We start from the raw sequence: 22,612 nt of genomic DNA on the forward strand, positions 1-22,612 counted from the left end.
CGAATCCAGGGGACGTCCCGTGCACCAGCTCGTCACCACGCTCGACCAACTCCAAGACGTCGTCGACTACTTCGAGGCCCGCGACGGGTTCGCGTTCGACGTCGAGACCACCGGGCCTCACCGGGGCGTGCCGGCCGTCAACGAAGTCACGTGGCTGTCTCTGGCCACCGACGGGGCCTGCTCAGTCATCCCGCTCGGCCACCCCAACGGGTACAACCTGCTGCGGAAGGCGACCCGGCGGAAGAACAAGGCCACCGGGGAATGGGAGCACGTCCCCTACCTCTACGACGAGCCGCCCAAGCAGCTCCGCCCCAGCCAGGTATTCGACGTCCTGGAGCCGCTCTTCTTCAGCGACCGCACGAAGGTCGCCCACAACGCTCCCTTCGACCTCTTGAGCGTGGCCAAGTACTTCCCGGGCCGGGGCTTTCCGCCTCCGCCCTACGGGGACACCATCGTCGCCGCGTGGATGCTCAACGAGAACCGGCTGCTCGGCCTCAAGCCCCTGGACAAAGAGCGCTACGGACTCGACTACGACCACGACAACACCGGCAAGTGCGTCGAGAAGTGGCCCTTCGGCCAGGTCCATGAATACGCGTGGCTCGACGGCCGCACCACCTGGCTGCACTGGAAAGACATGCGGCCCAAGCTCACGGCCGAGGGCCTGGACGACATGTGGGCCCTGGAGATGGACGTCCTCCACTGTCTCCTGCACATGGGCCAGGGCGTGCCGATCGACATCAACGCCCTGAAGGAACTGCGCACCCGGCTGCGCGGCGAAATGGAGCACGCCGAAGCCGAGGTCTACCGCGCCGCAGGCCGTGTCTTCAACATCGGCTCTGTCCCCCAGAAGCAGAAAATCCTCTATGAGGAACAGGGCCTCAAACCAAGGAAGTTGACGAAGAAGGGGGCTCCCTCAACCGACGCCGAGGCCCTGGAGCCCTACAAGGGCCGCAACGACTTCGTCTCCGCCCTTCTCGGCTATCAGGACGTCTCCAAAATCCTTTCGACGTACGTCGAGGGTTACCTGGGCGACGGCGAGGACAAACCGACCCAGATCTTCAACGGCCGCATCTACCCGATGCTCAAGCAATACGGGACCGTGACCGGAAGGTTCAGTTGCTCCACCCCGAACGTGCAGAACTGGCCGAGGCCGGACACGGTGTGGGGACGGGCCATCCGGGACCTGGTCGACCCTATCCCCGGGTTCAAGCTCCTGGTCGCGGACTACGCGCAGATCGAGCAGAGGATTTTGGCGCACTTCGCCGGCAAGGGCGCTTTGTGGCAGGGCTTTTGGGACAACATCGACGCCCACACCGCGACCGCGAGCGCGGTATTCGGCGTCGCCCCCGAGGACGTCACCAAGCAAATGCGGCAGGTCGCGAAAGCCATCGCTTTCGCCATCAATTACGGCGCCGGGCCACAGAAGGTCGCCGACATGTCGCACACCACGCTGCGCCGGGCCAAGCAGATCCTCGCCACCCACGAGCGGCAGTTCCCCGAGGTGTACAGGTACAAGGCCAAGCTACTGCGCACCGTGCGCTCGCGTCGGCCGGAGCCATACCTGCGCACCCTCCTTGGTCGTAAGCGCCGTCTTCCCGACCTGCTCTCACACGACCGGGGGCGGCGCGCGAAGGCCGAACGCCAGGTCGTCAACTCCCACATTCAGGGGAGCAACGCGGACATGACGAAGCTCGCCCTGGTGCGCCTGCACAAGAGCCTGCTGCCGGATATGCAAATCCTGCTCACCGTCCACGACGAAATCGCGGCCATGTGCCCGGCCGATATCGCCGAGGAGGGAGCGAAGGTTCTCCAGGAGGCCATGGCGGGCGCGGAAATGCAGCTCCTTTCCGTCCCGGTCACCACGGACGTAAAAATCTGCGACCGCTGGTCTGAAGCGAAATAATTCCCCCACCTAGGCTGGAAGCATGCCTGATATCGAGACCACAGGACCCGCCATCTTCCGAGGAATGCTCCGGGACATTGTCGCGTGCAGCGATTACGACGAAGTGTGCCTGCTGCTCGGACTGGTACCGGCCGGCCCCGAGGTCGACGAGAGCGAGCACCTCGCGTCCCACAACAGGATCGAACGCTTCATGCCGGTAGCCGCTCAGGCACTCAACCACGCCGATGTCGCGGCGAATGTTCTGTGCCGGCTGACGCAACTGAGCGGAGACGAGCGGGAAGTCGACGAGCGCTCTCTGGCGATGTTCCATTTCGTCACCCGCACCGCGTGCACCGCCGTCATCTCTCAGCTTCTGGAATCCGGAACTCTGGAAATCGGAGACGACTCATGAGCAGTGAATTCTGGCTGAAGAAGTTCACCGAGGCCCAGGGCGGACCGCCCCCGCCGCGTCCGCAAGCCGGCCTGACCCCGAGCGGCGCCCCATGGTGGGCCCACCCCACCTACACCCGCCCCGAGACGGCGCCGGCCGAGCCCGCGAGCACCCCCGAGCAGCTCCAGCGCGAGTACCAGACCGAGCGGGCCCAGTCCGCCAAGCACTCCGAGCTGTGCCCGTCCTGCTCCAGCGAGCACTACTGGCGCCCCACCCCCAACAGCCAGGCGACCTGCTTCGACTGCGGCTGGCCCGTCCAGAACTCGACGCAGGGCGTCGCCGTGGCCAACAACTCCTCGGCCCCCACCAAGGTCTCGCTCCACCAGGCCGAAGGCTCCGGCTACAACCCGAAGACCATCGTCGGCCGTCTCTGACTCCCTCCACCAACACTCGACTCATTCATGGAGACCCGCATGCCCGTCCTTCGTGCCGCCCTGCTCATTTCCGCTATTACCTGCATCGCCGTCGGCTTCTATCTGATCGTCGCCTCGCAAAGCAGCGGCAGCACTCATCGGGAAACGCCCCGCACCCCGGCCGCCAGCATCGGACCGGACGGCGCAGAACCGGCATGGACGCACGTCTGCCTCGGCGATGACGACGAACCGAAATGGTGCAAGGACATCTGAAAATAGGCCACCCATTTGGCCCTGTGCGGTATTTTTTCCGTTTCATACGGTTCATGAATGCCGCTCAGTGATGAGACCCGCGCTCTCATGGCGCGGATCAACAAAAAGTACGGCGCCGGATCGGTCGTTCTCGCATCGAAGATGCCCACCGTCCCCCGGTTCACCTCGGGTTCCCTCTCCCTCGACGTCATGCTCGGCGGAGGGTGGCCCGGCAATCAGTGGAACGAGATTCTCGGCGCCGAATCGTCGGGCAAGACCACCATCGTCCACAAAACCATCGCCGCCAATCAGCAGCAGGACCCGGACTTCACCACATTCTGGGTCGCCGCAGAAGGCTATGACCACGAATGGGCCATGACCCTCGGGGTCGACGTGGATCGCGTCATTGTTTTCGAGACGAACGCCATGGAAACCGCCTACACCGAGATGATCAAGGCCGCCGAATCCCGCGCCGTGGACGCGATCGTTCTCGACTCCTATCCCGCCCTGGTCGCCGACGACGAGGACGCCAAGAACATGGACGAGGCGACCATGGCCGGCGGCGCCCGCGTCACAGGGAAATTCTTCCGCAAGGTCGGGCAGGCCACCCGCCGGTCCCTCGTCGAGCAGGAACGGCCGCTCCTCGCTCTGATCGTCAATCAATTCCGCGACCAGATCGGCGGCTGGGCACCGAACGGCGCCACCCCCAAAACCTCCCCCGGCGGCAAGGCAAAGAATTACGCCTACTACACCCGCGTCGAGGTGAGCCGTACCGAATGGATCGACGAGAAGCGCCCCGGCGGCTCGGTGCGCGTCGGACAGGTCATCAAGCTGAAGACCCTCAAGTCCAAGTCGGCCGCACCCCAACAGGTCTCCACGCTTCGCTTTTATTTCGCGAACAGCTCGACGGGGATCTGCGCCGGTGAATACGACCTGGCCTCCCAGCTCATAACCCAGGGCATCTACCACGGCCTCATTCGCCTCGACGGCAGTTGGTACAAGTACGGCGACTACATGTGGCAGGGCGACAAGAAGATGGCCGCCGCCATGCGGGAAGACCTCGACCTCCAGCAGCAGCTCAGCGCCGACGTGATGGCCGCGATCCGGGTGAGCGAGGACTGATGGACCGGCGCATCAAAGCCTCCCGCAGCCAGGAGAAGAAGCTCGCCAAGGAGATCGGCGGCATCACCGTCGCCGGTAGCGGAAACGGCTGGGCGGTCAAGAACGACATCAGGAACGACCACTGGTCGATCGAGTGCAAGACCACCACCGCCGCCCGCTTTTCCCTGACTCACCGCGACCTGGTCAACACCGAGACCAACGCCCTCCTCGACCTGCGCGACATGGCTTTCGCCGTCGAGATGCAAGGCCGTACCTGGGTCGTCGTCTCCAAGGAAACGTTCCTGCGCCTCATCGAACGCGAGGAGGACACGTGATGGGAATCCGCGCTGTCGTCAACGCACCCAACTGGTCCGAGACACACCACCGGGGCGAGGCGAAATGCCGCGACGCCTCACTCACCCCCACCAGAAACCGCGACGTGTTCTTCGAGGACGAATCCCTCGCACTCGATATCTGCAACGGCACCTACGACGGCCGGGTCTGTCCACGCCGTACCGAGTGCCTCCGCGTCGCCATGTTCAACAAGGAGAACTTCGGCGTCTGGGGCGGCATGAACGCCAAGGACCGCCTGGAAATGCGGATGCGCAACCCCGGAATGCCCGAGCGATGGATCTGGCACGCCCCCGGAGAGACAGAGAACCCGACCAACGAGGAGACCCCGTGGCAAGCCGCGTCGTAAAGGGCGGGCCGGCGCTCACCGAGTACCTGAACGCAGCCAAGAGCGCAGAGCCCCTCTTCGGGGATCTCCAAAAGCACGTCCTGGAAAAGGCCCTCAAGCCCTCCGGGCGCCGTCAGGACGTCCTCCACCCCAGCGAGATGGTGAAGCCGGACTGGTGCCATCTCGCGGCTTTCCACCGCCTGCGCCTGGAGCAGGAGCCCGCCGAGCGCAAGAAGACCAACTTCACCCGCGAGAACATCTTCCAGGAGGGGCACCAAACTCACGCGAAGTGGCAGCGCTGGCTCGCGGAAATGGGCCGCCTCGCCGGTGACTGGCTGTGCCACTTCTGCGGCACCGAATTCTGGGCCGAAACAACCCCCGACAGGTGCACCGACTGCTCGGCACCCGCCGAGTGCATCGAGTACCGCGAAGTGCCCCTCAACGCCCACCCCTTGCGCATCGGCGGCAAGGCCGACGGCTACAGCCCGCACGACAACGCGCTGATCGAGATCAAGACTCTCGGCCTCGGCTCCCTGCGCTACGAGCGCCCCGAGTTCCTGGAGCGCTACATGGTCGAGACCGACACGTTCGGCAAGCTCCCCGACCTCACGCGCCTGTGGCGGGACTTCCGCCGGCCGCTGCCCAGCGCGGTCCGCCAGACCCAGCTCTACATGTACCTCGGTGTCCACTTCGAGGATCTCGACATCGACCGCACCGTCTTCTTCTACGACTTCAAGTCGACCCAGGAGACGAAGAGTTTCACCGCGACCTACGACGAGTCGTACTCCGAGCCGCTCATCGACGCCGCCCAGGCCATCGTCGACTGCATCGCCGCCGACACCGCCCCGTTCTGCAACGTCAACGGCCGCGCCGGCTGCACCTCGTGCCTGGAATTCAAGGAGACCCGATGACAGCCGCAGACCGGCTCTGGGACGAACTCGAATCCCAGGGCTTCGACAAGGAGGAACGCCCCGATGGCTACCTCCCGCCGCTGCCGCACGACATCACCCACCTCACCGACCAAGAACTCATGGTCCTGTACGGCCAGTACGTCTCCTGGACCGCGTACGCCGCCATGCGCCTGGTCGAGGCCCGCGCCAACGAGCGCGCCGCCAAACAGAACCTGAACCACTCCACGGCCACCGCCAGCCTCAAGGCGTCCATGGAGAAGACGGTCGCCGGCCGCAAGGCCGCCGCCCAGGCCGACGTCCAGGTCCAGGAGGACGAGCGCGCCCACGTGGACGCCCAGAGCCTGTGCGACGCCCTGGACATGGTCCACAAGAACGCCGAGGCGCGCGCCAGCTTCTGCTCACGCGACCTCACCCGCCGGCAGAACTCCCGCGACACCGAGTCCCGCTCCCACCGATGGGGCGTGTGATGCCGCGCACCTACATCGGCATCGACCAGTCGTACTCCGGCTGCGCGATCGTCTCCTACTGCCCGGCCACCGGCTCCGCCGAAGAGCACACCTACGACTTCTCCCCGGCCAAGGCCGGCTCCGGACCGCAGCGCCTGGGCTACGTCCACAACATCCTGCGCGAGCACTTCATGCACCTGCGCCATGAGGGCACGGTGCGCCAGGTCTGTTTCGAGGGATACGCCTACGGCTCGAAGTTCCGCCGCGAGGAGCTGGGGGAGTTGGGCGGCGTCATGCGCCTGGCCCTCGTCCAGACCTTCCCGCCGCACCTGCTGCACGCCGTCGCCCCGACCACCGTGAAGAAGTACGTGACGGGCTCCGGCCGCGCGGACAAGGACAAGATGATGCTCGCCGTGTACATGCGCTGGAAGCACGAGTCCTCCAGCCACGACGCGGCCGACGCCTACGTCCTGGCCCGCATCGCGGCCGGCCTGGAGACCCAACAGCCCCTGGAGCTGAAGTTCCAGCAGGAAGTCATCGACTCCATCCTCAACCCCAAGCCCCCGCGCACAAAAAGGACGGCATAACCGAAAACAATTCCGCGCGCATACGCTCCCTGCATCGGCTCTAATGCAGGGAGCAATCATCGTGCAGACTCAGTCGGACGCGGTCTCCGAAAAGGAATTCCGCGTCAAGTCGACAACGCCGCCGCCTGAACTCGGTTCCGCCATCGCGCACGCCATCAAGGCCGGCAATCAAGTCGTGCTGAAGGCCGTGGGCGCCGGCGCAATCAACCAGTCGGTCAAGGCCATCCCCATCGCCCAATCCTTCGTCTCCTCCTTCGGCACGAGCCTCACCGAGGAGATCACCTTCTTCCGCAGCCAGTCCCCGGAAGGGGAACTCCTCGGAATCGCGATCCGCGTCATGGGCTCATGAAATATCACGCAAAAACTAGCGAGCCCTAAACTCCCCGGAGCAGGCCCTCTCGCTTCACAACTCAGACAGCACTCATGTTCAGCAATCTCTCCGGGCCACCCACGCGCCGCGCGGAGGAGAACATGAGCCACTGGACACCGCCCAACCGAGGCAAGACGAACGTCGTCACCAGCCTGAACACCGGCGAATTCCCCACCATGGGCGCCGAGTCGCACCAGGTCACCTGGGCCCGCCCCACCAACGGCACCTCCCGGCCCCGCACCGGCCTGTCCAAGGGCCAGGACCCGACGCTGAAGAACGCCGCACACCGCAGCCACCGCACCACCAGCGCGGCAGAGACCTACGGCCCCACCGGCGTCGTCACCGTCTCCCGCTCCTACCACGGGCCCGGCTGCCCCTGCTGCGCCACCACCAGCTCCCGGCAGGTCCGCTCCGCTTTCGGCGAGCAGGACAACTTCAGCTCCGGACGCTCCACCGGCTACCAGGGGGGCTGACCCATGTGGCCTCTGCTCGCACGGCTCGCCGCCTCCGGCCTCGCCCGAGGTGCCGCCTCCACCGCCTCCCGCTCGGCCGTCACCTCGGCCGCCGAGTCCGGAGCCATCCGCGCAGGCACAGCCGGTGCCGGAAACGGCGGCCGGGTGCTGTCGGCCATGCAGTTCGGAAATGCGGCGGCCAACGCCATGCCCAGCGGCAACGGCTCCCCGGCCCCAGCACCGGCGGTACCCGACCCGGCGGACGACCTCGGGTGGGCCCGCTCATGAGTACTGACGCCACCTCGCCCAGCAGCCCGCGCACCGCATCCCTGCCCCTGACCGGCTCGGCCGCCGACGGCTCCCTCGCCGTCGCCCCCGCCCAGCCCGACATGGACCAGCAGGCCGACAGCAGCTTCGCCTTCAACGCCGGCCTCGACCGGGCCCCGGCGCTCAACGAATTCACGCATGGAGCCAACTCCACCTGGAGGTGACATGGCTGACCTCAACTCGCGCCAGTTCCGCCAGCCCGCCTTTCGCGGGTTTGGCGACCAGGCCATGCGCTCCCACCGCGTCACCCCCACGCCGGCCTCCGACCCGGCGTCGGCACCGGCTGCGCGCCCCCAGGGGCAGCAGGCGTCTCTCTTCTCGGCCGACGAAGTCCGCAACCCGCAGGGACCGCCGGCTCCGACGTTCAACGCCTCCCAGTTCCGCATCTCGCGCCCGGCGCTGCCGGGGATGTCCACGCGCTCCATGGCCAGCCAGCGCGTCACCCCGCCGCCCGAGCCCGCCGAGTCCACGCAGGCTCCCGCGTCGAGCAACTGGACCCAGCCCGAACTCACCATGCTCGGGCCCACCCCCTCCAGCCCGTCCTCGCCCGGTGCGGCCGGCCCCAGCCCGACCCACTGGCCCGCGCCCACGGACAGCACCGCACCCGCCCCGGCCGCGCGCACGCGCCAGCCCGTGACGATCAATGGCGCCGCCTATGCCGCTGCCGGCCAGCGCTTCGGCCCGGAGCCCGTAGCCGACCAGAACATCTCGATGCCGGGCCGCCCGGCCCCGCCCCCGCCTGCAACGCCGGCCGCACCCCCGGCCACCCCCGCGACGGGGTCCTCCTCGGCTCCGGCCTGGGTCGGACGCACCGCACGCTACGGCGGCCTGGCCGTGGGGCTGGGCGCCAAGGCGTTCACGTCCATCAACAACATCGCCACCGACCCCAAGCGGTCCGGCAACCCGCTCTACAAGTCGACTGGAGGGTGGGCCAAGTCGTGAGCTACCCCCAGCGCGCAGGCGCCAACGCGAACCTGTCCTACAACCCGCCCTACCAGGGCGGACCCGTCTCCGGCGGCACCACGTACACCGGCGGCAGCGGCGGCTACCTGATGACCGGTGCCCGCGACATCCTCGACGCACGGCGCCTGATGGAGACCGGACACGTCCCGAGCGCGGAGTACCCCGACGGGTACCTCGGCACGATCGGCGCCGGCACCCGCCGCCAGGATCGGCTCCTGGAGAACATCGGCAACCGCGCCACCCAGCGCTCGTACCAGCGCGGTGTGCACAAGGGGGAGAGAATCGACCCCGCCGATTACTACTGGACCGACGACGTCAACCCGACCGCCGGCCTCGAAGCCCAGGCACGCGGCGAGAAGTGGACCCAGCGTGGGTCCTTCATCGGCTCGCCCCTGGTCAACGACGGCAAGAGCGAATCCCTGGTCGCCACCCAGGCCCGGTTCGCCACCGCGCAGCGCGTGTACACCCAGGAAGTCACCCCGCCGTTCACGGCCGTCAACGAGGCCCGGCGCGCTCAGTTGCAGCGCTTCAAGCCGGCCTGGAGGTGACGGAATGCGCTCCCAGGACTCCATGTATGCGCGCCGGCCGTGGTCGACGCTCCAGGAACAGCAGGTCACGAATTACCTGCGGGAGTGGACGGACCTGCCGCCGGATGCCGCCCGCAGGATCAAGCCGCCCATTCCGAACATCGGCAGGACGCCCCCGCGATTTGGATACCGGCAACACGTCCCCGGGATTTCCGACATCGCGCGCCTGGACGAGGTCTATCCCGGAAGCCGAGTCGACTACAGCCAGCGCCAGTCCGGATATTCCGCGACCTCGTACCCCGCTCTGGGAGTGATGTGAAATGCCCAAGGCCACCCGTACCACCGACCGCCGCCGCACCGGCCGGGGCGACAACGTCACCGGTGTCACCCACGGAAAGTCCAACCTCCAGGACCAGCGCACCAAGGGCGCGTACGGGCCCAAGGCGCCGTCTGCGTCCTCGGAGTTCAGCGCGGGCGTTTCCGTCGGCCGCACGATGGGCGCCGGTGTCACCTCGGGCTCCTCGAAGAAGCGTGCTGCTCCCGCTGTCCGAAAGCTCGGTGAGAAGTGATGCGCCTGCCCCGGATCAATCTCGCCTGGCTGCGCCGGCGCAAGGCCAAGGCGCAGCGCACCGCGACGAAGACGGTCAAGAAGGCCGTGAAGAAGAAGGGTGGTGACCCGAAGTGAGCTACGCGAACCCGCGCTCCCTCACCGGCGATCTCAACGAAGGCGTCACCGACGGCGCGTACAAGAAGGTCGTCACCGACCGGGGCGGCGTCGTCGAGGCCACCACCTACGCCGTGCGCAGCGACCTGGACGACCGCTGGTACGGCATCCACGAGGACCCGGTAAAGCACCGCCCGGACGGCGGCGCCGTGTCCACGCCGAACTTCGTGGCGACGCCCACACCCCACTACGTCGGGATCTGATGTGAAGCGTGAGTGCAGCGGGTATTACTACCCGCCGGCCGTGACCAAGAAGCTGCTGGGTGTCGGGCTCAGCGTCTTCACGGCCGGCGCCGCGCTGCAAAAGGCGCTCGGTTCCACGCCGTTCAGCGTCGTGGACGCGTCGACCGACAGTGCCGCGTACTGCATCGCGCTGGCGTACACGACGCTCGGCATTGTGCTCGGCGTGGCCTCGACGGTGTACTCCCTCAAGACCTCCAGCCTGCGTCTGATGGGCTACCTCGGCGCGTATCTCCTCGCGTTCGCGTCCGTGTCGCTCATCAATTCCCCGGCAACCGTGTGGATGCAGTTCGCCAACGTCGCCGCCTTTCTCGGGATTTCCGTGGCCTCTTTCTCCGCGTGGCTGAGGCATCTCCGGGAGCGGCCGTGACCATGAGCGATGTTGCAGCCCAGGCAGTCTCCATATTTGTCAGCGCAATTGGTCTCGTTATCTTCAGGCTGATTGCGAAATACCTGCCCGAAGACCCTCCACCTGTCCCGCGACGCACTCGGCGCAGCTCCGGCACTGAAAGCGACGAAGACAATGGCAACTAGTGCTCTTTCCCGCCCGGTCTCCTATTCCCCGCCCGTCATGGTCGGGCTGGGGATTTCGCTATACACGGTCGCGCTGGCGATCGGGCGGGGACTCGGCCGCGACGGGGCGTTCTCCGCCATACACACCGACGGCGCTTCGGAATTCATCGCCGTCTGCTACGTCGTCATCGGCGTCGCCCTGGGCGCCGGCTCCTGCGTCTACGTGTGGCTGAGACACGACCTGGCCCCGATGCGCTACATCGCCGCATACCTGCTGGCGTTCGCCTCCCTGGCGTGGTTCCGCGAGGAGCCCTCGATCGTCACGAACGTGGCGAACTGCCTGCGGTACCTGTCGATCTCCGTCGTGGCATCGGGTGCCTGGTTGTACCAGCTCCGAGGAGTGCGTCGCCGTGCATACCAGTGACCTCACCGCCCAGATCGTCTCCATCGTCATCAGCGCGCTCGGAATGACAGTCGCCTGGGCCATCGCCCGCCACCTCCCCGAACCGCCCGTGACGGACCCCGAGTCCGGCGACGAGACCAGAGAAAGGCCAGCCTGATGGCGAACGAAAAGTGGAACCTGGAGACCAACTCCGAGCTGACGTCCGAGTCCGGCAGCCCCGTCGCGCTCGTCGAGAAGCCGCTGAGTGCCGAGGAGCGGGTGGATGCCCGGCCGGCCGACTACGGCGACAAGATCGTCCCCCCGAAGCCGACCTGGTACAAGACGGCCGACGGCGAGGACACCGGCGCCGGCCGCGTCCAGCCGCGCGAAATCCAGATCTACTGGCACTCCAACATCGGCGAGATCACCGCGCACGCGAAGATGCCGCCGATGCCCCCGCTGCCCGACGCCGGCGGCTACAACCTCGGCAGCCGGGGCCTGGACCACATCTACATCGCCGGGCACCGCGTCACGGTCGTCGGCGAGGGCGACGTCATCGTCCCCGGCGGAGAAACCGACGCGCTGATCACCGGCTACTGGGACCGCACCGACCCCGCCCGCCCGCAGTGGACACGCATCGAGCCGGAGACCGAGTACACCGTCACGGTCGAGGCGTACAACCACGACAACGTCTACGGCCCGGCCTCCGACCCGCTGACCGTGACCACCCCCGCCGTCGGCTACGACCAGCAGCACACGACCCTGCCGCCCGGCCCCGTCAACGACGTCCAGTTCGACGGCCCCCTGCCGGTCATCACCAGCTCCGGCGGCGGCCCCGTCAAGCTGCGCTGGCAGAAGCAGCTCAACGTCACCAAGTACGAGGTGTGGGACAACTCCAGCCGCGAGACGGACGTCCCGATGGACGACGACCGCATCGGCCTCAACGTCGGCGACGTCAAACTCGGCGAGGTCAACCAGCCCACCGGCTCCGGCCCGGTCACGTTCACCACCCCGAACTACACCGTCCCCGAGCAGCGCCTGGCCCTCAAGGTCCGCGCGGTGCGCACCGACGCCAACGGCACCGCGATCGGCTCGTTCTCGCCCGTGCTGCGCAGCCAGATTCCCCCGGCCACCGCCTCCCCGGGCAAGGCCGGCACACCCGCGCTCACCGAGTCCCCGATCGTCGGTGGCCAGGTCAAGCTCACCCTCACCGCCCCGTCGATCGGCAGCGTGAACGGCGCCCCCAGCTACTACGCGGTCTACGACGGCACCCGCAAGGTCGCCACCGTGCCCGCCCCGCTCGGCACGGCCCCGCACGTCACGCTCTCCTACAAGGCCGGCACCGCGTACTCCTTCACCGTCGTCGCCGGCAACTCCCTCGGCGTCGGCCCCGCCTCCACCGCGCTGACCGGCACGGTGCCCACCCCCGCCGCGCCCACCGCGCCGGGCGGCCTCGCGCTCAACGGCGCCGTGTCCACCACCAGCGTCCCCGTGAAGTGGAACGCGATCACCATGGACCCGCCGGTCACCAAGTACACGCTCTACCAGGGCACCACCAACAAGGGCGACGTCGCCGCCCCCAACACCTCCGGCACGGTCACCGGCTACACCGCCGGCCAGAACTACTCGATCACCGTCACCGCCACCAACTCCGTTGGCGAGTCGGCGAAGTCGACGGCACTGACCGGCAAGACGAACGCCGCGCCCACCGCCCCCACCGCCGTGGCCGTGAACTCCGTGACCACCACCGGCATGAACGTCACCTGGACCGCGCCCACCGGCGCCCAGCCCGCCGTCACCTCCTACAAGGTGTACGACGGCTCCACCCTCAAGGCGACCATCCCGGCCGGCACCACCACCGCCGCCATCACCGGCTACACGGCCTCCACCGCCTACTCGATCACCGTCGCCGCCGTGAACACCGTCGGCGAGAGCGCCAAGTCGAGCCCGGCCGTGACCGGCACTACCCCCGCCTCGTAAGGAGAACCAAGACAGTGCCCACCCCCACCCTCGGCCGCACCGTCCACTTCCGGGCCAGCGCCGACGACGCCGCACAGATCAACAAGCGCCGCAAGGACGCCGTCCAATCCCGCATCGCCAGCCAGGAGAGCGGTGCCGTCGTACACGTCGGCAACGAAGTCGCTGAAGGCCAGGTGTTCCCGGGCGTCATGGTCCGCATCTGGCAGGCCGGCTCCGTCAACCTCCAGGTCCACCTCGACGGCACCGACGTCTTCTGGGCCACCAGCCGCTCCGAGGGCGACGCGCCCGGACAGTGGACGTGGCCGGAGGTGACAACCTGATGGCGCCCCCACTGTCCGCCACCGCGTTCGCCAACGCCCTGCGCGCCGAAGGCTGCACCGTCGTCACCGTCGGCTCCTGGACCACGCACAACCGCAACCACAAGGGCTCGTGGGGCCCCGTCCACGGCGTGATGGTCCACCACACCGTCACCTCCGGCACAGCCAGGACGGTGACCATCTGCAAGGACGGCTACCCCACCCTGCCCGGCCCCCTGTGCCACGGCGTGATCGGCAAGGACGGCGTCGTCTACCTCGTCGGCTACGGCCGCGCCAATCACGCCGGCGGCGGCGACCTGGACGTCCTCAACGCCGTCATCGCGGAGTCCTACGCCACGAACCCGCCGGCCACCAACAAGGGCGAGGGCGACTCGGGCGCCATCGACGGCAACGCGAGGTTCTACGGCTTCGAATGCGAGAACCTCGGCACCGGCAACGACCCCTGGCCCGCCAAGCAGATCGAGGCCATCGTCCGGGCCACCGCCGCCGTCTGCCGCGCCCACGAGTGGGGCGCCAAGAGCGTCATCGGACACCTCGAATGGTCGGATCAGAAGGTCGACCCCAAGGGCTTCACGATGGCCTCGATGCGCACCCGCATCGCCGAACGCCTCAAGCACGCCGCGAGCTGGTCACCCGGCACCACGACCACCTACACGGTCAAGAAGGGCGACACCCTCTCCTCGATCGCGCGCGCCAAGCTCGGCGACGCCGACCGCTACAAGGAGATCGCCACCCTCAACAAGGACAAGCTGCCCGATCCCAACAAGCTCCAGGTCGGCCAGGTACTCAAGCTCCCCAAGAAGTAGTCCAGTTCGGATAGCGCACTGTGCAGCGCTGGAAAAGAAAGCAGCCCCACCATGAGCGTCTACGACTGGGCCGTCTCCCTGTGGCGCACGGCCGTCCCCATCATCGTCGGCTGGGTCGCCGCACTCCTCGTACAGATCAACGTCGACATCGACGAAACGGCCCTCTCCAACGGCCTCGTGGCCGCCTTCGCCGCCGTCTACTACGGCCTCTTCCGCCTCCTGGAAACCAAGGCCAGCCCCGGGTTCGGCTGGTTCCTCGGCCTCGCCCGCCCGCCGACCTATCCGCAGAAGCCCGCCAAGAACCCCAACCCTGTGTACGGGACGCCGCCCGTATAGCGGATACCAGCCTCATTTTCTGAGGCTCTACGGTGACAGCGCCGGAACGCCTTCGGGATGGCCGGGGCCCTGTCCCCGTAGAAAGGACACCCGGTGTCCCGGCCGAAAATCCCCGACGTCTCCTGGCGCCAGTGCCGCATCGCCGCCGCACTCTTCCTCGCCGGTCTCCTTACGACCGCCGCCCTCACCCCCCAGGCAGACGCCGACGACGACCGCTCCACCCGCGAGCACACGGTGCTCACCCCCACGATGACGCCACTGCGCGACATCCTGAACGGCGATCCCGCCGGCCTCGCCGCCTCCCTGCACCTCCAGGCCCAGGCACAGGCCGAAGCCCACCGCCAGGCCGTCGCCGAAGCCGCAGCCAAGCGCCGCGCCCAGCAGGCCAAGGCCGCCGCACAGCACCGCGCCGAGCAGCGAGCCGCAGCCAAGCGCCGCGCCGCCGAACAGGCCGCCGCCAAGACCGAGCACACCGCGCCCGAGCGCAGCTCCCGCACACAGCGCCGCTCCTCGCCGCCCGCGCAGGCCGCGACCGTCTCGGGCGCACGCGCAGTGGCGCGCTCCCAGCTCTCTTCCGCCCAGTACCAGTGCCTGAGCAACCTGGTGAGCCGTGAGAGCGGCTGGAATCATCGGGCGTCCAACCCCTCGTCCGGCGCCTACGGCCTCTTCCAGGCCCTGCCCGGGTCGAAGATGGCATCTGCCGGCAGCGACTGGCAGTCCAACCCCCTCACGCAAATGCGGTGGGGGCTTTCTTACGTCAAGTCGCGCTACGGAACTCCGTGCGGAGCCTGGAATTTCTGGCAGAAAAATGGGTGGTATTAGCGTCAACGCATGACGCAGATCCGCCTACTCCTTTGCAAGGATTGCCACTCCACGGAAGTACTTCCGGAGTACAAGGGTGACCCGCGCGGAGACACGGTCCTCGAATACGCCGTAGCCAAGCATCAGTACCCCAACGGGGAAAGGCATTTCGGCCGGCTCTACCCGGTCGACGGCGTAGACGAGGACCGTTGGAATTCCGACTCCTCCGCCCGCGATGAAATCCTCAAGCGGGTCTGGCAGGAAGAGGGCGCCACCGGCATGGAGCCCTGGGTCTACCAGGCCGTCGACACCCTCAAGGCCGACGCCATGCAGTGCTGGCGCGGCCGGGGTCGGCCCGAGACCTGCTCCGACTTCCACAGCGACAAGAAGCGCCTCGTGCCGCCCACCGCCGGTGACCGCAAGTCCGAGGGCCTGCCCAAGTGGGACAAGCACAACCCCTCCCAGCAGCGCTACCTCTGCGACTACTGCCCCATCCGCAGCGTCAACGAGCAGAAGATGCGAGCCAGGCTCGGGCAGTACAAATGAGCCCCACCAACCGCCGCCACCCCCCGGGCGGCTGGGAGCGACGCTTCTTCGACAAGGTCGACAAGGGCACTGAGTTCGACGACTGCCACATATGGCTCGGCGCCAAGGATGAGTACGGCTACGGCAAATTCAGATTGCCCAACGGCCGCGTCAAGGGCAGCCACATCATCGCCTGGGAACTGGCCAATGAACGCACCGTCCCCCCGGGCTGGCACGTCGACCATCTCTGCCGCATTCGCGCCTGCTGCAACGCGGACCACCTGGAACCCGTACCGGCGGCCGAGAACGTAGAACGCGGCGAGTCTTTCTCCGCCAAGAACGCGCGGAAAACAAACTGCCCCAAGGGCCATGAATACAGCGAAGAAAATACTCGCTGGCATTCCGGACGCCGTGAGTGCATCACCTGCATTCGCGCCCGGGACAAGGAACGACGCCGCGCTAAGCGCGCAGCCCAGGCCGACCAGCACGACGGCGAATTCGACTACAGCACCTACTACTACGAGATCTGAACCGGAGACTTCCATGCCCGAGGACACCGCCCTGAACGTGCGCACCGCCTTCCTCGTCGTCCAGCACGACAACGGGGAATGGGAGGCCGTCAGCGACATCGACAAGCCCGTCAAGCCCGAACACGCCCCCAGCGTCATCGAGATGAAGTTCGGCTGCTCCGAGGTCGTCTCCGACATCGAAGCCTCCAAGCTCGCCGCCATCACCGCCCACCAGCTCATGGCCATGACGGCACAGATGCAGCAGGCCGCCCAGAACAAGTCCCTCGCCGACCAGCTCAAGCTCTGAAAGCCCGCCGTGCTCGCCGCCGTGATGGTCGTCGAAGGCGTCCTGCGCCTACCCGACAGCGAAGGCCATATCGACACCGGCTGGGGCCTCTACCAGTCCCTCGCCAAGAACTGCCGCCTCCACCTGCTCTCCCACACGTGGACCGAGCAGGACATCGCCATCTGGCTGCACAAGCGGCAGATCACCGGCCACCAGTCCTACCTCCACGCGCCCGAGCCCGGACCCGCCGGCCGCCTCGAAGCACTCCACCGCGTCCGCGCCTGGCGCATCGGCGCCCTCGTCATCGAGTCCGACCCCGCCTGCGCCACCGCCGAGCTGGCCGCCGGCTGGAACACCGCCCTGATCACCTCCGCACTCCAGGGCCCCCGGCCCCCGAGCACCGAACCGCAGGCCATCCGCCCCTGGGACGACCTCGCCGAGGACGTCGAGCGCCAGCACGACCTCCGCCTCACCCCCCACACACCGGAGCACCGATGATCATCCCCGCACACCTCGCCCCCCGCCGGTTCAAGCTCATCCGCACCGACGACGTCACCGGCGTCTCCGGCGAAGGCCACGTCGCCGACGGCATCGAGTGGCCCGACGGCACCTGCGCCCTGCGCTGGCGCACCCAGATCGCCACCCACGCCCTCTACGACGCCATCGAGCACGTCGAGCACATCCACGGCCACGACGGCGCCACGCGTGTGGAGTTCATCGACCCCCGCCAGGACTAGCCGATGGCTATGTCCCGCAAGCACTACCGCGCCATCGCCCGCGCCCTGCGCCAGGCCCGCGAGTACTACCCCGACGACACAAACGGCATCGACTACGTCATGCGCGAACTGGCCGGCATCTGCGCGGAAGACAACCACCACTTCAGGCGCCAGACGTTCTACGACGCCGCCACCTCGGAGACCCCCGCATGATCATGTACTTCGCGGGTGCGGAAATCCCTTCCCACCGCAACCTGCTCGCCGCCGAAGACGTCCCGCACGTCGGCATGTCCTACATGGGGCTCCGCAGGCGCGTGAAGTTCAGCAAGCCGTGGTCCATCGCCGAGCACTACACCCCCCAGCAGTCGGTGTTCCTGGACAGTGGCTGCCACACGCTCAACCGCGCCGGCGTCGAGGTCACCCCCGAGGAAATCCAGGACATCGCCGACCACTACGACACCTTCGTGGAACAGAACCTGGACCGCGTCCAGGCATACGTCGAATTCGACGCCCTCCCCATGGGCCGCGACTGGATCGAGCAGCGCCGCCAGCACCTCGACCCGGAACGGTCGATCGTCGTTTGGCACGAGGAATGGGGCCTGGACGTCCTCAAGCGCATGGCCGACACCTACCCCTACATCGCGGTGGGACAGGGCACCTGCGGCGACCGGGACATCATCCCCACCCTCCGCTCCATGAGCCGCACCATCCGCCTGCACGGCATGGGCTTCTCCAGCCCCCCGCTCATGCTCGCCGCCGACTGGCACTCCGTCTCCTCCACCACATGGCTATCGGCCGCCCAGCACGGCGAATCGTTCATCTGGACCGGCACCGAGATGAAGCGCTACCCCGCCCGGTACAAGGCCCAGGCCCGCAAGCGTCACAGGACGTTGATCGCAGGTGCCGGATTCGACACCGACCTCATCGACGCCGACGACGCCACCGAGAACCTTCGCCTCAGCCTGTGGTCCTGGCGCCGACAGATCGACCACATTTCGCAGCGCCACGGCAAGGGAGTAACTGACACCGCCCTACCCCCCACACCCGAAGCCGGGGAAAGCAGTGCCCCCGCAGTTACGGCGACCTCTTCAGAAGAGCAGCACGAAGGGGCAACTCAACCCTCCGCCGGACGGGGCACGAAACTGCTCCCCGGCATCGAGACCGAGGCATTCGTCCACCGCTACACCGACCCCGACACCGGGGAACGCCAGAGCCGCACCGAGCACCGCATCAACGCCGTCGACCCCCGCGTCCGCGTGTGCGACGGGTGCTTCCTGGCCAACAAATGTCCCGAGTACCAGCCCGGGGAATCCTGCGCGTACGAGATGCCCGTGCGCGTGCGCACCAAGGAGCAGTACCTCGCGTTGCTCGACTCGATGATCAGCATGCAGGCCATGAGGGTCTTCTCGATGCGCATGTCAGAGGAGGTAGAAGGCGGGTACGCCGATCCGAACCTCTCCTCCGAGATGGACCGCCTCGCCAAGTTCGTGAAGTTGAAGAGCGACATCGAAGAAGCAGGGTTCAGCTTCTCGATGAAGATGCAGACGAAGGACAACGCGGAGGTGGGCCTGATCAGCCGTCTCTTCGGCCCGAAGTCGGACGGGCCCCCCGCGCTGTCCCCCGCCGGGACAGTGTCAACCGAGAGCGCCCTGTCCCAGATGGGAATCATGGACGCCGAGATCGTGGAAGAACCTCAGCCGAGGTCGGAGTAACTCGGTCTTCCCCCTCTGACAGGGGAAACTCCTCCTCGTAGAAGGGCCGCAGGAACAACACGTCCTGCGGGTCCGGCAGCCGGTCCAAGAACTCGTGCAGCTCCCGCGCCGCGTCCCTAGGGTGGTGCTCAACCGCGTAGTGGAACGACTGGCTGTCCACGTACCTGGCAAACGCTGCCGCCTGCCGAGCCAGCGCCTGCCAGTCGTACTTCTCGCTGACGTCGCGTAGCCGCTGTTGAACGTCCTTGTGCGCAATATCCACGCCCGCTCCCTCACTCATTGCCGCGTGCCCCTCACTGTCCCCCAGCGCCAGCGCGAGCGTCAGCGAAACGGCAGCGCTTGTCAGAGCCTCGCCCAACCCGTCCTTCGCGGCCACGTTCAGCACGAATGCCTGCTCGGCTTCGGACAGCGCGTCCCAGGGGCACGGCAAGCACGCCAGCACCTCGTGAGGAACCTGCAATTCGGCCATGCTGAGCCTCCTCCCTCGGCCACACCCTGCCATGGTGCGTACGCAGTTGCGTGCGCACGTGCAGGATCTCGCGCAAAAAAATAGGGCCCTGCGTCCCACGACGCAGAGCCCCGCCCCTCAGCCGCTACGGCTTCCCGATCACCTCGTCCACCGGCTTCAGGCCCGCCAGATCCTGCATCTCCTGGTCCACCGGCTCGCCGAGCTGCACCATCCCCTCGATCAGGAGCGAGAACGCCTCCGCGTCCACGCCGTGCAGCGCCCGAAGGCTGTCGGGCATCTCGCCCTCACACGCCTCCTCCAGCCGCTCCCACGCCTGCGCGAGTTGCTTCTGCACGTCCTCTTTCGTCCGCATGATGACCATCCGCTGCTCGTGCCTCATCCCCGCTCTCCTTCCGCTCCGAGCCCGTCGCGCAGGATCTCCTCCAGCGCACCGAACTCCTCGAAATCGACTTCGAGGTTGACGCGTCCCAGGACGCCCACCTCCGGGTGCTCTTTCGCCCAGACGCGAACGCCGCCCGAAAGCCCGCCCGGGACGGTGACTCGCTCGTGGAGTCGCGCCAGCAATGCCGCCAACGACGGGTAGGTCTTCGCGAAGAGAGCACGCTCCTCCGCCTCTTGTGCCGCCTGTTTGGCTCGACGGTCCTCGGCCTCGCGCTCCTTCTTCGCGGCCTTCGCCTTCTCCGCGTCAAGAGCGCCGTCCATGCGCGCCTTCAACCGCTCCGGCGTCATCACGAACCGGATCTTCGCCATGGTCGGCCCCGGCTCACGGAACTCGGTCACACGGAAGGTGCCCCGCTTGACCTCACCCGTCACCCACACATCTGGCGGACTCTGCGTACCGTCCGGCCAGGGGAGCAACAGCCGCCGGCCGGCATGACCGACCTCGACGAGAAGCCCCGCCGCGATGGTCTCCCTCAGGTACCGGAGAGCAGTCGTCTCCGTCACCTCCAGGTGATCTACCAGCCGCCGGCTCGTAGTGCCGACCGACAGCAACGCAGCCTGCGGCGCCGCTGCCTCCATTTCGCGAACCGCCGCGACAACCGCCTCGTGCCGCCCGTTCAAGCTCTGCTCCATTCGGATTGTCTATCACTCGATTCCAGCCGCCCGGGAACTTTCAGGTCCCTTACTCCTTCGGGCACCCCTCGTGCGGCGTCAGACATGCGTGGACGCCCAGGTGCGTGATCCCGCCCTCCTGGCGCGCGCCCAGCGCTATCGCGGCGGCCAGCGCCGACAAGACGCCCGTGGGCTTCTGGCCCTCCTTCTGGTGCTGGAAGACGTCGGCCTTGTGCGCGATCACGTCCTCCGACTTCTCCGCGACCTCTCTCAGCCGCGCCTCGGACGCACCGGCCAGCTCCGCGCTCCAGAACGGCACCAGACCCAGCAGGCCCAGGCGCACGTTGTCCCAGAAGTAGTCGTCGTCGACCACGGGGTCAGGCACACACGTGACGTACACGCGCACTGCCGCCTTCTTCAGCTCGTCACTCACAAGTTCCTCCTCGTTGATTTCGGGCATGCAAAAGCCCCCCGCTCCCGAAGGACCGAGGGGCTCAGCAAGACTGCGGGGAACTACTCCCAGAGCACGTGCGTCGGCGCCTCAGGATTCGCGACCGCCAGACACAGGTATTTGCCGTACTCATCCACCACCACCTGACCGGACTCGTCGTACATCAGCCCGTGGTGGCACTGCCGACACATGCCGGCCGACGCACCAGGAACTCCGGTCTGTACAACTGGGATGGGGAAGAGGCCGGCCGCGTCCTCCTCATCCAGCGGACGCCAGCCGTTCGCGTACAGCTCCGAGACCATCACCAAGACCTGCGCATCAAATTCCCCGGCCTCAGCGTCGTCCAGCTCGATGCGGACACCTTCGCTCTCCACCTCGACCACGGTGAAGCCGCTCGTGTAGCCCGCCTCCGCCAGAACACGCACGCACTGGCGCTCCAGCTCGGTGCCGGCCGCAGTCAGCGCCTCCGGCTGCTCAGCGCCGACGACGTCGCGGCCGGCACGCGTGATGAAGGAACTGATGGGGCCGTGCCGGTGCCCCGGTCCAACTCGGTGACCGCAGGCATCGCGCCCGATAGCCAGACCGGCATCCCGCAGAGAGTTGGTCGTGGCGACGCCCGTTTCGGACGGGAAACGGCCCAACCGGTCCGCCGCAGCGGCCCGCAAGCCCCGCATCTTCGCGGCCGAGAGACGAGGGCCGGCGCCCTGCTTAGCCACGGCAGTCCTGCCTCACGGACTCCAGGTACCGGTCCTCGATCTGGAACGGCATCTCGCCGGACATCACCCACAGCGAGTCCGGGCGAACCGACTGCGCGTGGTCCTCGGCGTTCTTCGGGTTCGGGCGTACGTCCCCGACTGCCCACACCGCGAAGATATCCCCGTTCCAGGCCCCGATCCGGTTCACCGCTTCCTCGATCTTCACGGAAACCTTGACCTCGTCGGTGACCACCAGGTCGTCACCGCCGGCCTCCTTGTTCACCTTCGCCACGACATAGAAATCGTCAGCCATAACGTCTCTCCCCACCTTGTCTCGACGGTCACTCGTTGTCCCAGCGCCGTCATCGTGATTGTCCCGCAGCACCTCCGGCTGCGAGCCATAACGCCCCACGCCTCAGTGCTGCGCCCTTGCCTCAGCGTTAGCGGCCTCGTGCGCCTTGAACTCCGGGTCGGTCTCGTAGTCGTAGTCGGTGAGGACCAACCACCCGATCTCCATTCCGTTGTCCCAGGTGTACATGTCATAGATCAGCTCGTACGCGACGCCCTTCGCCTCCAGAAATGCGAGACCCAGCATGAGGTTCACGCGCTCAGTCCCGAAGGTGTACTCGCGCTTCCACTGCCGGCCGGGCAGAGCGCCAGGGGTGGACTCGTTCTTGTACCGGTCCCGCAGTTCCTCGTCCGAGAACCGCGTGACAGCGTCACTCCAATACGAACCGTTCTGCCTCAGGTACATGAAGTCGACGGCCGTGACCTTCAACCTGATTTCCACCTAGCTA

General features: G+C 67.2%; 41 protein-coding genes. 34 read left to right on the forward strand and 7 right to left on the reverse strand.

Annotated elements, in window-relative coordinates:
* The first annotated feature begins 19 nt into the window (after window positions 1-19).
* From ACFVXC_RS05945 to ACFVXC_RS06110, 34 genes are all read left to right on the forward strand, one after another.
* Window positions 20-1,903 (forward strand): DNA polymerase, encoded by a 1,884-nt coding sequence (locus tag ACFVXC_RS05945; protein ID WP_389901890.1) that lies wholly within the window; start codon window positions 20-22, stop codon window positions 1,901-1,903.
* 22 nt (window positions 1,904-1,925) lie between these two features.
* Window positions 1,926-2,294, forward strand: coding sequence for a hypothetical protein (locus tag ACFVXC_RS05950; protein WP_389901892.1), 369 nt, complete (start codon window positions 1,926-1,928; stop codon window positions 2,292-2,294).
* The gene (locus ACFVXC_RS05955; protein ID WP_389901894.1) at window positions 2,291-2,707 is read left to right on the forward strand and encodes a hypothetical protein; all 417 of its coding nucleotides are present in this window, start codon (window positions 2,291-2,293) and stop codon (window positions 2,705-2,707) included. Before ACFVXC_RS05950 ends, ACFVXC_RS05955 begins: the two co-directional genes overlap by 4 nt.
* Before the next feature lie 27 nt (window positions 2,708-2,734).
* Window positions 2,735-2,959 carry a hypothetical protein gene (locus tag ACFVXC_RS05960; RefSeq protein ID WP_389901897.1) on the forward strand — a complete coding sequence of 75 codons (225 nt, stop codon included), beginning with the start codon at window positions 2,735-2,737 and terminating at the stop codon, window positions 2,957-2,959.
* Window positions 2,960-3,046: 87 nt separating this feature from the next.
* Window positions 3,047-4,060 (forward strand): hypothetical protein, encoded by a 1,014-nt coding sequence (locus ACFVXC_RS05965; protein WP_389901899.1) that lies wholly within the window; start codon window positions 3,047-3,049, stop codon window positions 4,058-4,060.
* Window positions 4,060-4,374, forward strand: coding sequence for a hypothetical protein (locus ACFVXC_RS05970; RefSeq protein WP_389901901.1), 315 nt, complete (start codon window positions 4,060-4,062; stop codon window positions 4,372-4,374). Before ACFVXC_RS05965 ends, ACFVXC_RS05970 begins: the two co-directional genes overlap by 1 nt.
* Window positions 4,374-4,739: a WhiB family transcriptional regulator gene (locus tag ACFVXC_RS05975; protein WP_389901903.1), complete on the forward strand. Its 366-nt coding sequence runs from the start codon at window positions 4,374-4,376 to the stop codon at window positions 4,737-4,739. The genes ACFVXC_RS05970 and ACFVXC_RS05975 overlap by 1 nt, the downstream gene beginning before the upstream one ends.
* A complete protein-coding gene (locus tag ACFVXC_RS05980; RefSeq protein WP_389901905.1) occupies window positions 4,721-5,629 on the forward strand; it encodes a hypothetical protein in 909 nt (302 codons plus the stop codon). The genes ACFVXC_RS05975 and ACFVXC_RS05980 overlap by 19 nt, the downstream gene beginning before the upstream one ends.
* Window positions 5,626-6,096 carry a hypothetical protein gene (locus tag ACFVXC_RS05985; protein ID WP_389901908.1) on the forward strand — a complete coding sequence of 157 codons (471 nt, stop codon included), beginning with the start codon at window positions 5,626-5,628 and terminating at the stop codon, window positions 6,094-6,096. The genes ACFVXC_RS05980 and ACFVXC_RS05985 overlap by 4 nt, the downstream gene beginning before the upstream one ends.
* Window positions 6,096-6,662, forward strand: coding sequence for a crossover junction endodeoxyribonuclease RuvC (locus ACFVXC_RS05990; RefSeq protein ID WP_389901910.1), 567 nt, complete (start codon window positions 6,096-6,098; stop codon window positions 6,660-6,662). The genes ACFVXC_RS05985 and ACFVXC_RS05990 overlap by 1 nt, the downstream gene beginning before the upstream one ends.
* Window positions 6,663-6,723: 61 nt before the next feature.
* On the forward strand, window positions 6,724-7,011 hold the full coding sequence (locus ACFVXC_RS05995; RefSeq protein WP_389901912.1) for a stage V sporulation protein S: 288 nt from the start codon (window positions 6,724-6,726) through the stop codon (window positions 7,009-7,011).
* A gap of 74 nt (window positions 7,012-7,085) precedes the next feature.
* Complete coding sequence (locus tag ACFVXC_RS06000) at window positions 7,086-7,505, forward strand: hypothetical protein (protein ID WP_389901913.1); 420 nt, start codon at window positions 7,086-7,088, stop codon at window positions 7,503-7,505.
* A gap of 3 nt (window positions 7,506-7,508) precedes the next feature.
* Window positions 7,509-7,772, forward strand: a complete 264-nt coding sequence (locus ACFVXC_RS06005; RefSeq protein WP_389901916.1) for a hypothetical protein — start codon at window positions 7,509-7,511, stop codon at window positions 7,770-7,772.
* Complete coding sequence (locus ACFVXC_RS06010; protein WP_389901918.1) at window positions 7,769-7,975, forward strand: hypothetical protein; 207 nt, start codon at window positions 7,769-7,771, stop codon at window positions 7,973-7,975. The genes ACFVXC_RS06005 and ACFVXC_RS06010 overlap by 4 nt, the downstream gene beginning before the upstream one ends.
* A gap of 1 nt (window position 7,976) precedes the next feature.
* On the forward strand, window positions 7,977-8,753 hold the full coding sequence (locus tag ACFVXC_RS06015) for a hypothetical protein (RefSeq protein ID WP_389901920.1): 777 nt from the start codon (window positions 7,977-7,979) through the stop codon (window positions 8,751-8,753).
* Window positions 8,750-9,322: a hypothetical protein gene (locus tag ACFVXC_RS06020; protein ID WP_389901922.1), complete on the forward strand. Its 573-nt coding sequence runs from the start codon at window positions 8,750-8,752 to the stop codon at window positions 9,320-9,322. Before ACFVXC_RS06015 ends, ACFVXC_RS06020 begins: the two co-directional genes overlap by 4 nt.
* A gap of 4 nt (window positions 9,323-9,326) precedes the next feature.
* Window positions 9,327-9,620 (forward strand): hypothetical protein, encoded by a 294-nt coding sequence (locus ACFVXC_RS06025; protein ID WP_389901925.1) that lies wholly within the window; start codon window positions 9,327-9,329, stop codon window positions 9,618-9,620.
* A gap of 1 nt (window position 9,621) precedes the next feature.
* The gene (locus ACFVXC_RS06030; RefSeq protein WP_389901927.1) at window positions 9,622-9,870 is read left to right on the forward strand and encodes a hypothetical protein; all 249 of its coding nucleotides are present in this window, start codon (window positions 9,622-9,624) and stop codon (window positions 9,868-9,870) included.
* A gap of 112 nt (window positions 9,871-9,982) precedes the next feature.
* Window positions 9,983-10,228, forward strand: a complete 246-nt coding sequence (locus ACFVXC_RS06035) for a hypothetical protein (RefSeq protein WP_389901928.1) — start codon at window positions 9,983-9,985, stop codon at window positions 10,226-10,228.
* 40 nt (window positions 10,229-10,268) lie between these two features.
* Window positions 10,269-10,634: a hypothetical protein gene (locus ACFVXC_RS06040; RefSeq protein ID WP_389901930.1), complete on the forward strand. Its 366-nt coding sequence runs from the start codon at window positions 10,269-10,271 to the stop codon at window positions 10,632-10,634.
* A 201-nt stretch (window positions 10,635-10,835) separates the two neighbouring features.
* Window positions 10,836-11,201 carry a hypothetical protein gene (locus tag ACFVXC_RS06045; protein ID WP_389901932.1) on the forward strand — a complete coding sequence of 122 codons (366 nt, stop codon included), beginning with the start codon at window positions 10,836-10,838 and terminating at the stop codon, window positions 11,199-11,201.
* Window positions 11,188-11,337, forward strand: coding sequence for a hypothetical protein (locus tag ACFVXC_RS06050; RefSeq protein WP_389901933.1), 150 nt, complete (start codon window positions 11,188-11,190; stop codon window positions 11,335-11,337). Before ACFVXC_RS06045 ends, ACFVXC_RS06050 begins: the two co-directional genes overlap by 14 nt.
* Complete coding sequence (locus tag ACFVXC_RS06055; RefSeq protein WP_389901934.1) at window positions 11,337-13,139, forward strand: fibronectin type III domain-containing protein; 1,803 nt, start codon at window positions 11,337-11,339, stop codon at window positions 13,137-13,139. Before ACFVXC_RS06050 ends, ACFVXC_RS06055 begins: the two co-directional genes overlap by 1 nt.
* Before the next feature lie 14 nt (window positions 13,140-13,153).
* Window positions 13,154-13,459 (forward strand): hypothetical protein, encoded by a 306-nt coding sequence (locus ACFVXC_RS06060; RefSeq protein WP_389901937.1) that lies wholly within the window; start codon window positions 13,154-13,156, stop codon window positions 13,457-13,459.
* Complete coding sequence (locus ACFVXC_RS06065; protein ID WP_389901938.1) at window positions 13,459-14,262, forward strand: N-acetylmuramoyl-L-alanine amidase; 804 nt, start codon at window positions 13,459-13,461, stop codon at window positions 14,260-14,262. Before ACFVXC_RS06060 ends, ACFVXC_RS06065 begins: the two co-directional genes overlap by 1 nt.
* 51 nt (window positions 14,263-14,313) lie before the next feature.
* On the forward strand, window positions 14,314-14,598 hold the full coding sequence (locus ACFVXC_RS06070) for a hypothetical protein (protein WP_389901941.1): 285 nt from the start codon (window positions 14,314-14,316) through the stop codon (window positions 14,596-14,598).
* 93 nt (window positions 14,599-14,691) lie between these two features.
* Window positions 14,692-15,420: a lytic transglycosylase domain-containing protein gene (locus ACFVXC_RS06075; RefSeq protein ID WP_389901943.1), complete on the forward strand. Its 729-nt coding sequence runs from the start codon at window positions 14,692-14,694 to the stop codon at window positions 15,418-15,420.
* A gap of 9 nt (window positions 15,421-15,429) precedes the next feature.
* Window positions 15,430-15,945, forward strand: coding sequence for a hypothetical protein (locus ACFVXC_RS06080; protein ID WP_389901945.1), 516 nt, complete (start codon window positions 15,430-15,432; stop codon window positions 15,943-15,945).
* Window positions 15,942-16,454, forward strand: a complete 513-nt coding sequence (locus ACFVXC_RS06085) for an HNH endonuclease signature motif containing protein (RefSeq protein WP_389901946.1) — start codon at window positions 15,942-15,944, stop codon at window positions 16,452-16,454. The genes ACFVXC_RS06080 and ACFVXC_RS06085 overlap by 4 nt, the downstream gene beginning before the upstream one ends.
* A gap of 13 nt (window positions 16,455-16,467) precedes the next feature.
* Entirely contained in the window at window positions 16,468-16,740 is a 273-nt protein-coding gene (locus ACFVXC_RS06090; protein WP_389901948.1) for a hypothetical protein, read from the forward strand.
* A gap of 9 nt (window positions 16,741-16,749) precedes the next feature.
* Complete coding sequence (locus ACFVXC_RS06095) at window positions 16,750-17,217, forward strand: hypothetical protein (protein WP_389901950.1); 468 nt, start codon at window positions 16,750-16,752, stop codon at window positions 17,215-17,217.
* A complete protein-coding gene (locus tag ACFVXC_RS06100; protein ID WP_389901951.1) occupies window positions 17,214-17,456 on the forward strand; it encodes a hypothetical protein in 243 nt (80 codons plus the stop codon). Before ACFVXC_RS06095 ends, ACFVXC_RS06100 begins: the two co-directional genes overlap by 4 nt.
* A gap of 3 nt (window positions 17,457-17,459) precedes the next feature.
* Window positions 17,460-17,648, forward strand: coding sequence for a hypothetical protein (locus ACFVXC_RS06105; RefSeq protein ID WP_389901953.1), 189 nt, complete (start codon window positions 17,460-17,462; stop codon window positions 17,646-17,648).
* Complete coding sequence (locus tag ACFVXC_RS06110) at window positions 17,645-19,147, forward strand: hypothetical protein (protein ID WP_389901954.1); 1,503 nt, start codon at window positions 17,645-17,647, stop codon at window positions 19,145-19,147. Before ACFVXC_RS06105 ends, ACFVXC_RS06110 begins: the two co-directional genes overlap by 4 nt.
* Here ACFVXC_RS06110 and ACFVXC_RS06115 read toward each other — a convergent pair.
* From ACFVXC_RS06115 to ACFVXC_RS06145, 7 genes are all read right to left on the reverse strand, one after another.
* The gene (locus ACFVXC_RS06115) at window positions 19,101-19,616 is read right to left on the reverse strand and encodes a hypothetical protein (RefSeq protein WP_389901956.1); all 516 of its coding nucleotides are present in this window, start codon (window positions 19,614-19,616) and stop codon (window positions 19,101-19,103) included. The two genes, ACFVXC_RS06110 and ACFVXC_RS06115, sit on opposite strands and share 47 nt — an antisense overlap.
* Before the next feature lie 124 nt (window positions 19,617-19,740).
* On the reverse strand, window positions 19,741-19,995 hold the full coding sequence (locus tag ACFVXC_RS06120; protein WP_389901958.1) for a hypothetical protein: 255 nt from the start codon (window positions 19,993-19,995) through the stop codon (window positions 19,741-19,743).
* Complete coding sequence (locus ACFVXC_RS06125; RefSeq protein WP_389901960.1) at window positions 19,992-20,561, reverse strand: hypothetical protein; 570 nt, start codon at window positions 20,559-20,561, stop codon at window positions 19,992-19,994. Before ACFVXC_RS06125 ends, ACFVXC_RS06120 begins: the two co-directional genes overlap by 4 nt.
* A gap of 178 nt (window positions 20,562-20,739) precedes the next feature.
* Window positions 20,740-21,102 carry a hypothetical protein gene (locus tag ACFVXC_RS06130; RefSeq protein WP_389901962.1) on the reverse strand — a complete coding sequence of 121 codons (363 nt, stop codon included), beginning with the start codon at window positions 21,100-21,102 and terminating at the stop codon, window positions 20,740-20,742.
* 80 nt (window positions 21,103-21,182) lie between these two features.
* On the reverse strand, window positions 21,183-21,836 hold the full coding sequence (locus ACFVXC_RS06135) for a hypothetical protein (protein WP_389901963.1): 654 nt from the start codon (window positions 21,834-21,836) through the stop codon (window positions 21,183-21,185).
* Window positions 21,829-22,128, reverse strand: a complete 300-nt coding sequence (locus ACFVXC_RS06140) for a hypothetical protein (RefSeq protein WP_389901966.1) — start codon at window positions 22,126-22,128, stop codon at window positions 21,829-21,831. The genes ACFVXC_RS06135 and ACFVXC_RS06140 overlap by 8 nt, the downstream gene beginning before the upstream one ends.
* A gap of 102 nt (window positions 22,129-22,230) precedes the next feature.
* Window positions 22,231-22,605 carry a hypothetical protein gene (locus tag ACFVXC_RS06145; RefSeq protein WP_389901967.1) on the reverse strand — a complete coding sequence of 125 codons (375 nt, stop codon included), beginning with the start codon at window positions 22,603-22,605 and terminating at the stop codon, window positions 22,231-22,233.
* Between the last annotated feature and the right edge of the window lie 7 nt (window positions 22,606-22,612).

Origin of the sequence: Streptomyces sp. NPDC058257, assembly GCF_042881845.1 — a bacterium.
Taxonomy (GTDB): domain Bacteria; phylum Actinomycetota; class Actinomycetes; order Streptomycetales; family Streptomycetaceae; genus Streptomyces.

Excerpts from the sequence above, each read along its gene's own strand:
- ACFVXC_RS05950 (WP_389901892.1), top strand. The coding sequence starts at position 1,926 with ATGCCTGATATCGAGACCACAGGACCCGCCATCTTCCGAGGAATGCTC.
- ACFVXC_RS05955 (WP_389901894.1), top strand. The coding sequence starts at position 2,291 with ATGAGCAGTGAATTCTGGCTGAAGAAGTTCACCGAGGCCCAGGGCGGA.
- ACFVXC_RS05960 (WP_389901897.1), top strand. The coding sequence starts at position 2,735 with ATGGAGACCCGCATGCCCGTCCTTCGTGCCGCCCTGCTCATTTCCGCT.
- ACFVXC_RS05965 (WP_389901899.1), top strand. The coding sequence starts at position 3,047 with ATGGCGCGGATCAACAAAAAGTACGGCGCCGGATCGGTCGTTCTCGCA.
- ACFVXC_RS05970 (WP_389901901.1), top strand. The coding sequence starts at position 4,060 with ATGGACCGGCGCATCAAAGCCTCCCGCAGCCAGGAGAAGAAGCTCGCC.
- ACFVXC_RS05975 (WP_389901903.1), top strand. The coding sequence starts at position 4,374 with ATGGGAATCCGCGCTGTCGTCAACGCACCCAACTGGTCCGAGACACAC.
- ACFVXC_RS05985 (WP_389901908.1), top strand. The coding sequence starts at position 5,626 with ATGACAGCCGCAGACCGGCTCTGGGACGAACTCGAATCCCAGGGCTTC.
- ACFVXC_RS05990 (WP_389901910.1), top strand. The coding sequence starts at position 6,096 with ATGCCGCGCACCTACATCGGCATCGACCAGTCGTACTCCGGCTGCGCG.
- ACFVXC_RS06000 (WP_389901913.1), top strand. The coding sequence starts at position 7,086 with ATGTTCAGCAATCTCTCCGGGCCACCCACGCGCCGCGCGGAGGAGAAC.
- ACFVXC_RS06005 (WP_389901916.1), top strand. The coding sequence starts at position 7,509 with ATGTGGCCTCTGCTCGCACGGCTCGCCGCCTCCGGCCTCGCCCGAGGT.
- ACFVXC_RS06010 (WP_389901918.1), top strand. The coding sequence starts at position 7,769 with ATGAGTACTGACGCCACCTCGCCCAGCAGCCCGCGCACCGCATCCCTG.
- ACFVXC_RS06015 (WP_389901920.1), top strand. The coding sequence starts at position 7,977 with ATGGCTGACCTCAACTCGCGCCAGTTCCGCCAGCCCGCCTTTCGCGGG.
- ACFVXC_RS06025 (WP_389901925.1), top strand. The coding sequence starts at position 9,327 with ATGCGCTCCCAGGACTCCATGTATGCGCGCCGGCCGTGGTCGACGCTC.
- ACFVXC_RS06030 (WP_389901927.1), top strand. The coding sequence starts at position 9,622 with ATGCCCAAGGCCACCCGTACCACCGACCGCCGCCGCACCGGCCGGGGC.
- ACFVXC_RS06045 (WP_389901932.1), top strand. The coding sequence starts at position 10,836 with ATGGTCGGGCTGGGGATTTCGCTATACACGGTCGCGCTGGCGATCGGG.
- ACFVXC_RS06055 (WP_389901934.1), top strand. The coding sequence starts at position 11,337 with ATGGCGAACGAAAAGTGGAACCTGGAGACCAACTCCGAGCTGACGTCC.
- ACFVXC_RS06065 (WP_389901938.1), top strand. The coding sequence starts at position 13,459 with ATGGCGCCCCCACTGTCCGCCACCGCGTTCGCCAACGCCCTGCGCGCC.
- ACFVXC_RS06070 (WP_389901941.1), top strand. The coding sequence starts at position 14,314 with ATGAGCGTCTACGACTGGGCCGTCTCCCTGTGGCGCACGGCCGTCCCC.
- ACFVXC_RS06080 (WP_389901945.1), top strand. The coding sequence starts at position 15,430 with ATGACGCAGATCCGCCTACTCCTTTGCAAGGATTGCCACTCCACGGAA.
- ACFVXC_RS06085 (WP_389901946.1), top strand. The coding sequence starts at position 15,942 with ATGAGCCCCACCAACCGCCGCCACCCCCCGGGCGGCTGGGAGCGACGC.
- ACFVXC_RS06090 (WP_389901948.1), top strand. The coding sequence starts at position 16,468 with ATGCCCGAGGACACCGCCCTGAACGTGCGCACCGCCTTCCTCGTCGTC.
- ACFVXC_RS06100 (WP_389901951.1), top strand. The coding sequence starts at position 17,214 with ATGATCATCCCCGCACACCTCGCCCCCCGCCGGTTCAAGCTCATCCGC.
- ACFVXC_RS06105 (WP_389901953.1), top strand. The coding sequence starts at position 17,460 with ATGGCTATGTCCCGCAAGCACTACCGCGCCATCGCCCGCGCCCTGCGC.
- ACFVXC_RS06110 (WP_389901954.1), top strand. The coding sequence starts at position 17,645 with ATGATCATGTACTTCGCGGGTGCGGAAATCCCTTCCCACCGCAACCTG.
- ACFVXC_RS06115 (WP_389901956.1), bottom strand. The coding sequence starts at position 19,616 with ATGGCCGAATTGCAGGTTCCTCACGAGGTGCTGGCGTGCTTGCCGTGC.
- ACFVXC_RS06120 (WP_389901958.1), bottom strand. The coding sequence starts at position 19,995 with ATGAGGCACGAGCAGCGGATGGTCATCATGCGGACGAAAGAGGACGTG.
- ACFVXC_RS06140 (WP_389901966.1), bottom strand. The coding sequence starts at position 22,128 with ATGGCTGACGATTTCTATGTCGTGGCGAAGGTGAACAAGGAGGCCGGC.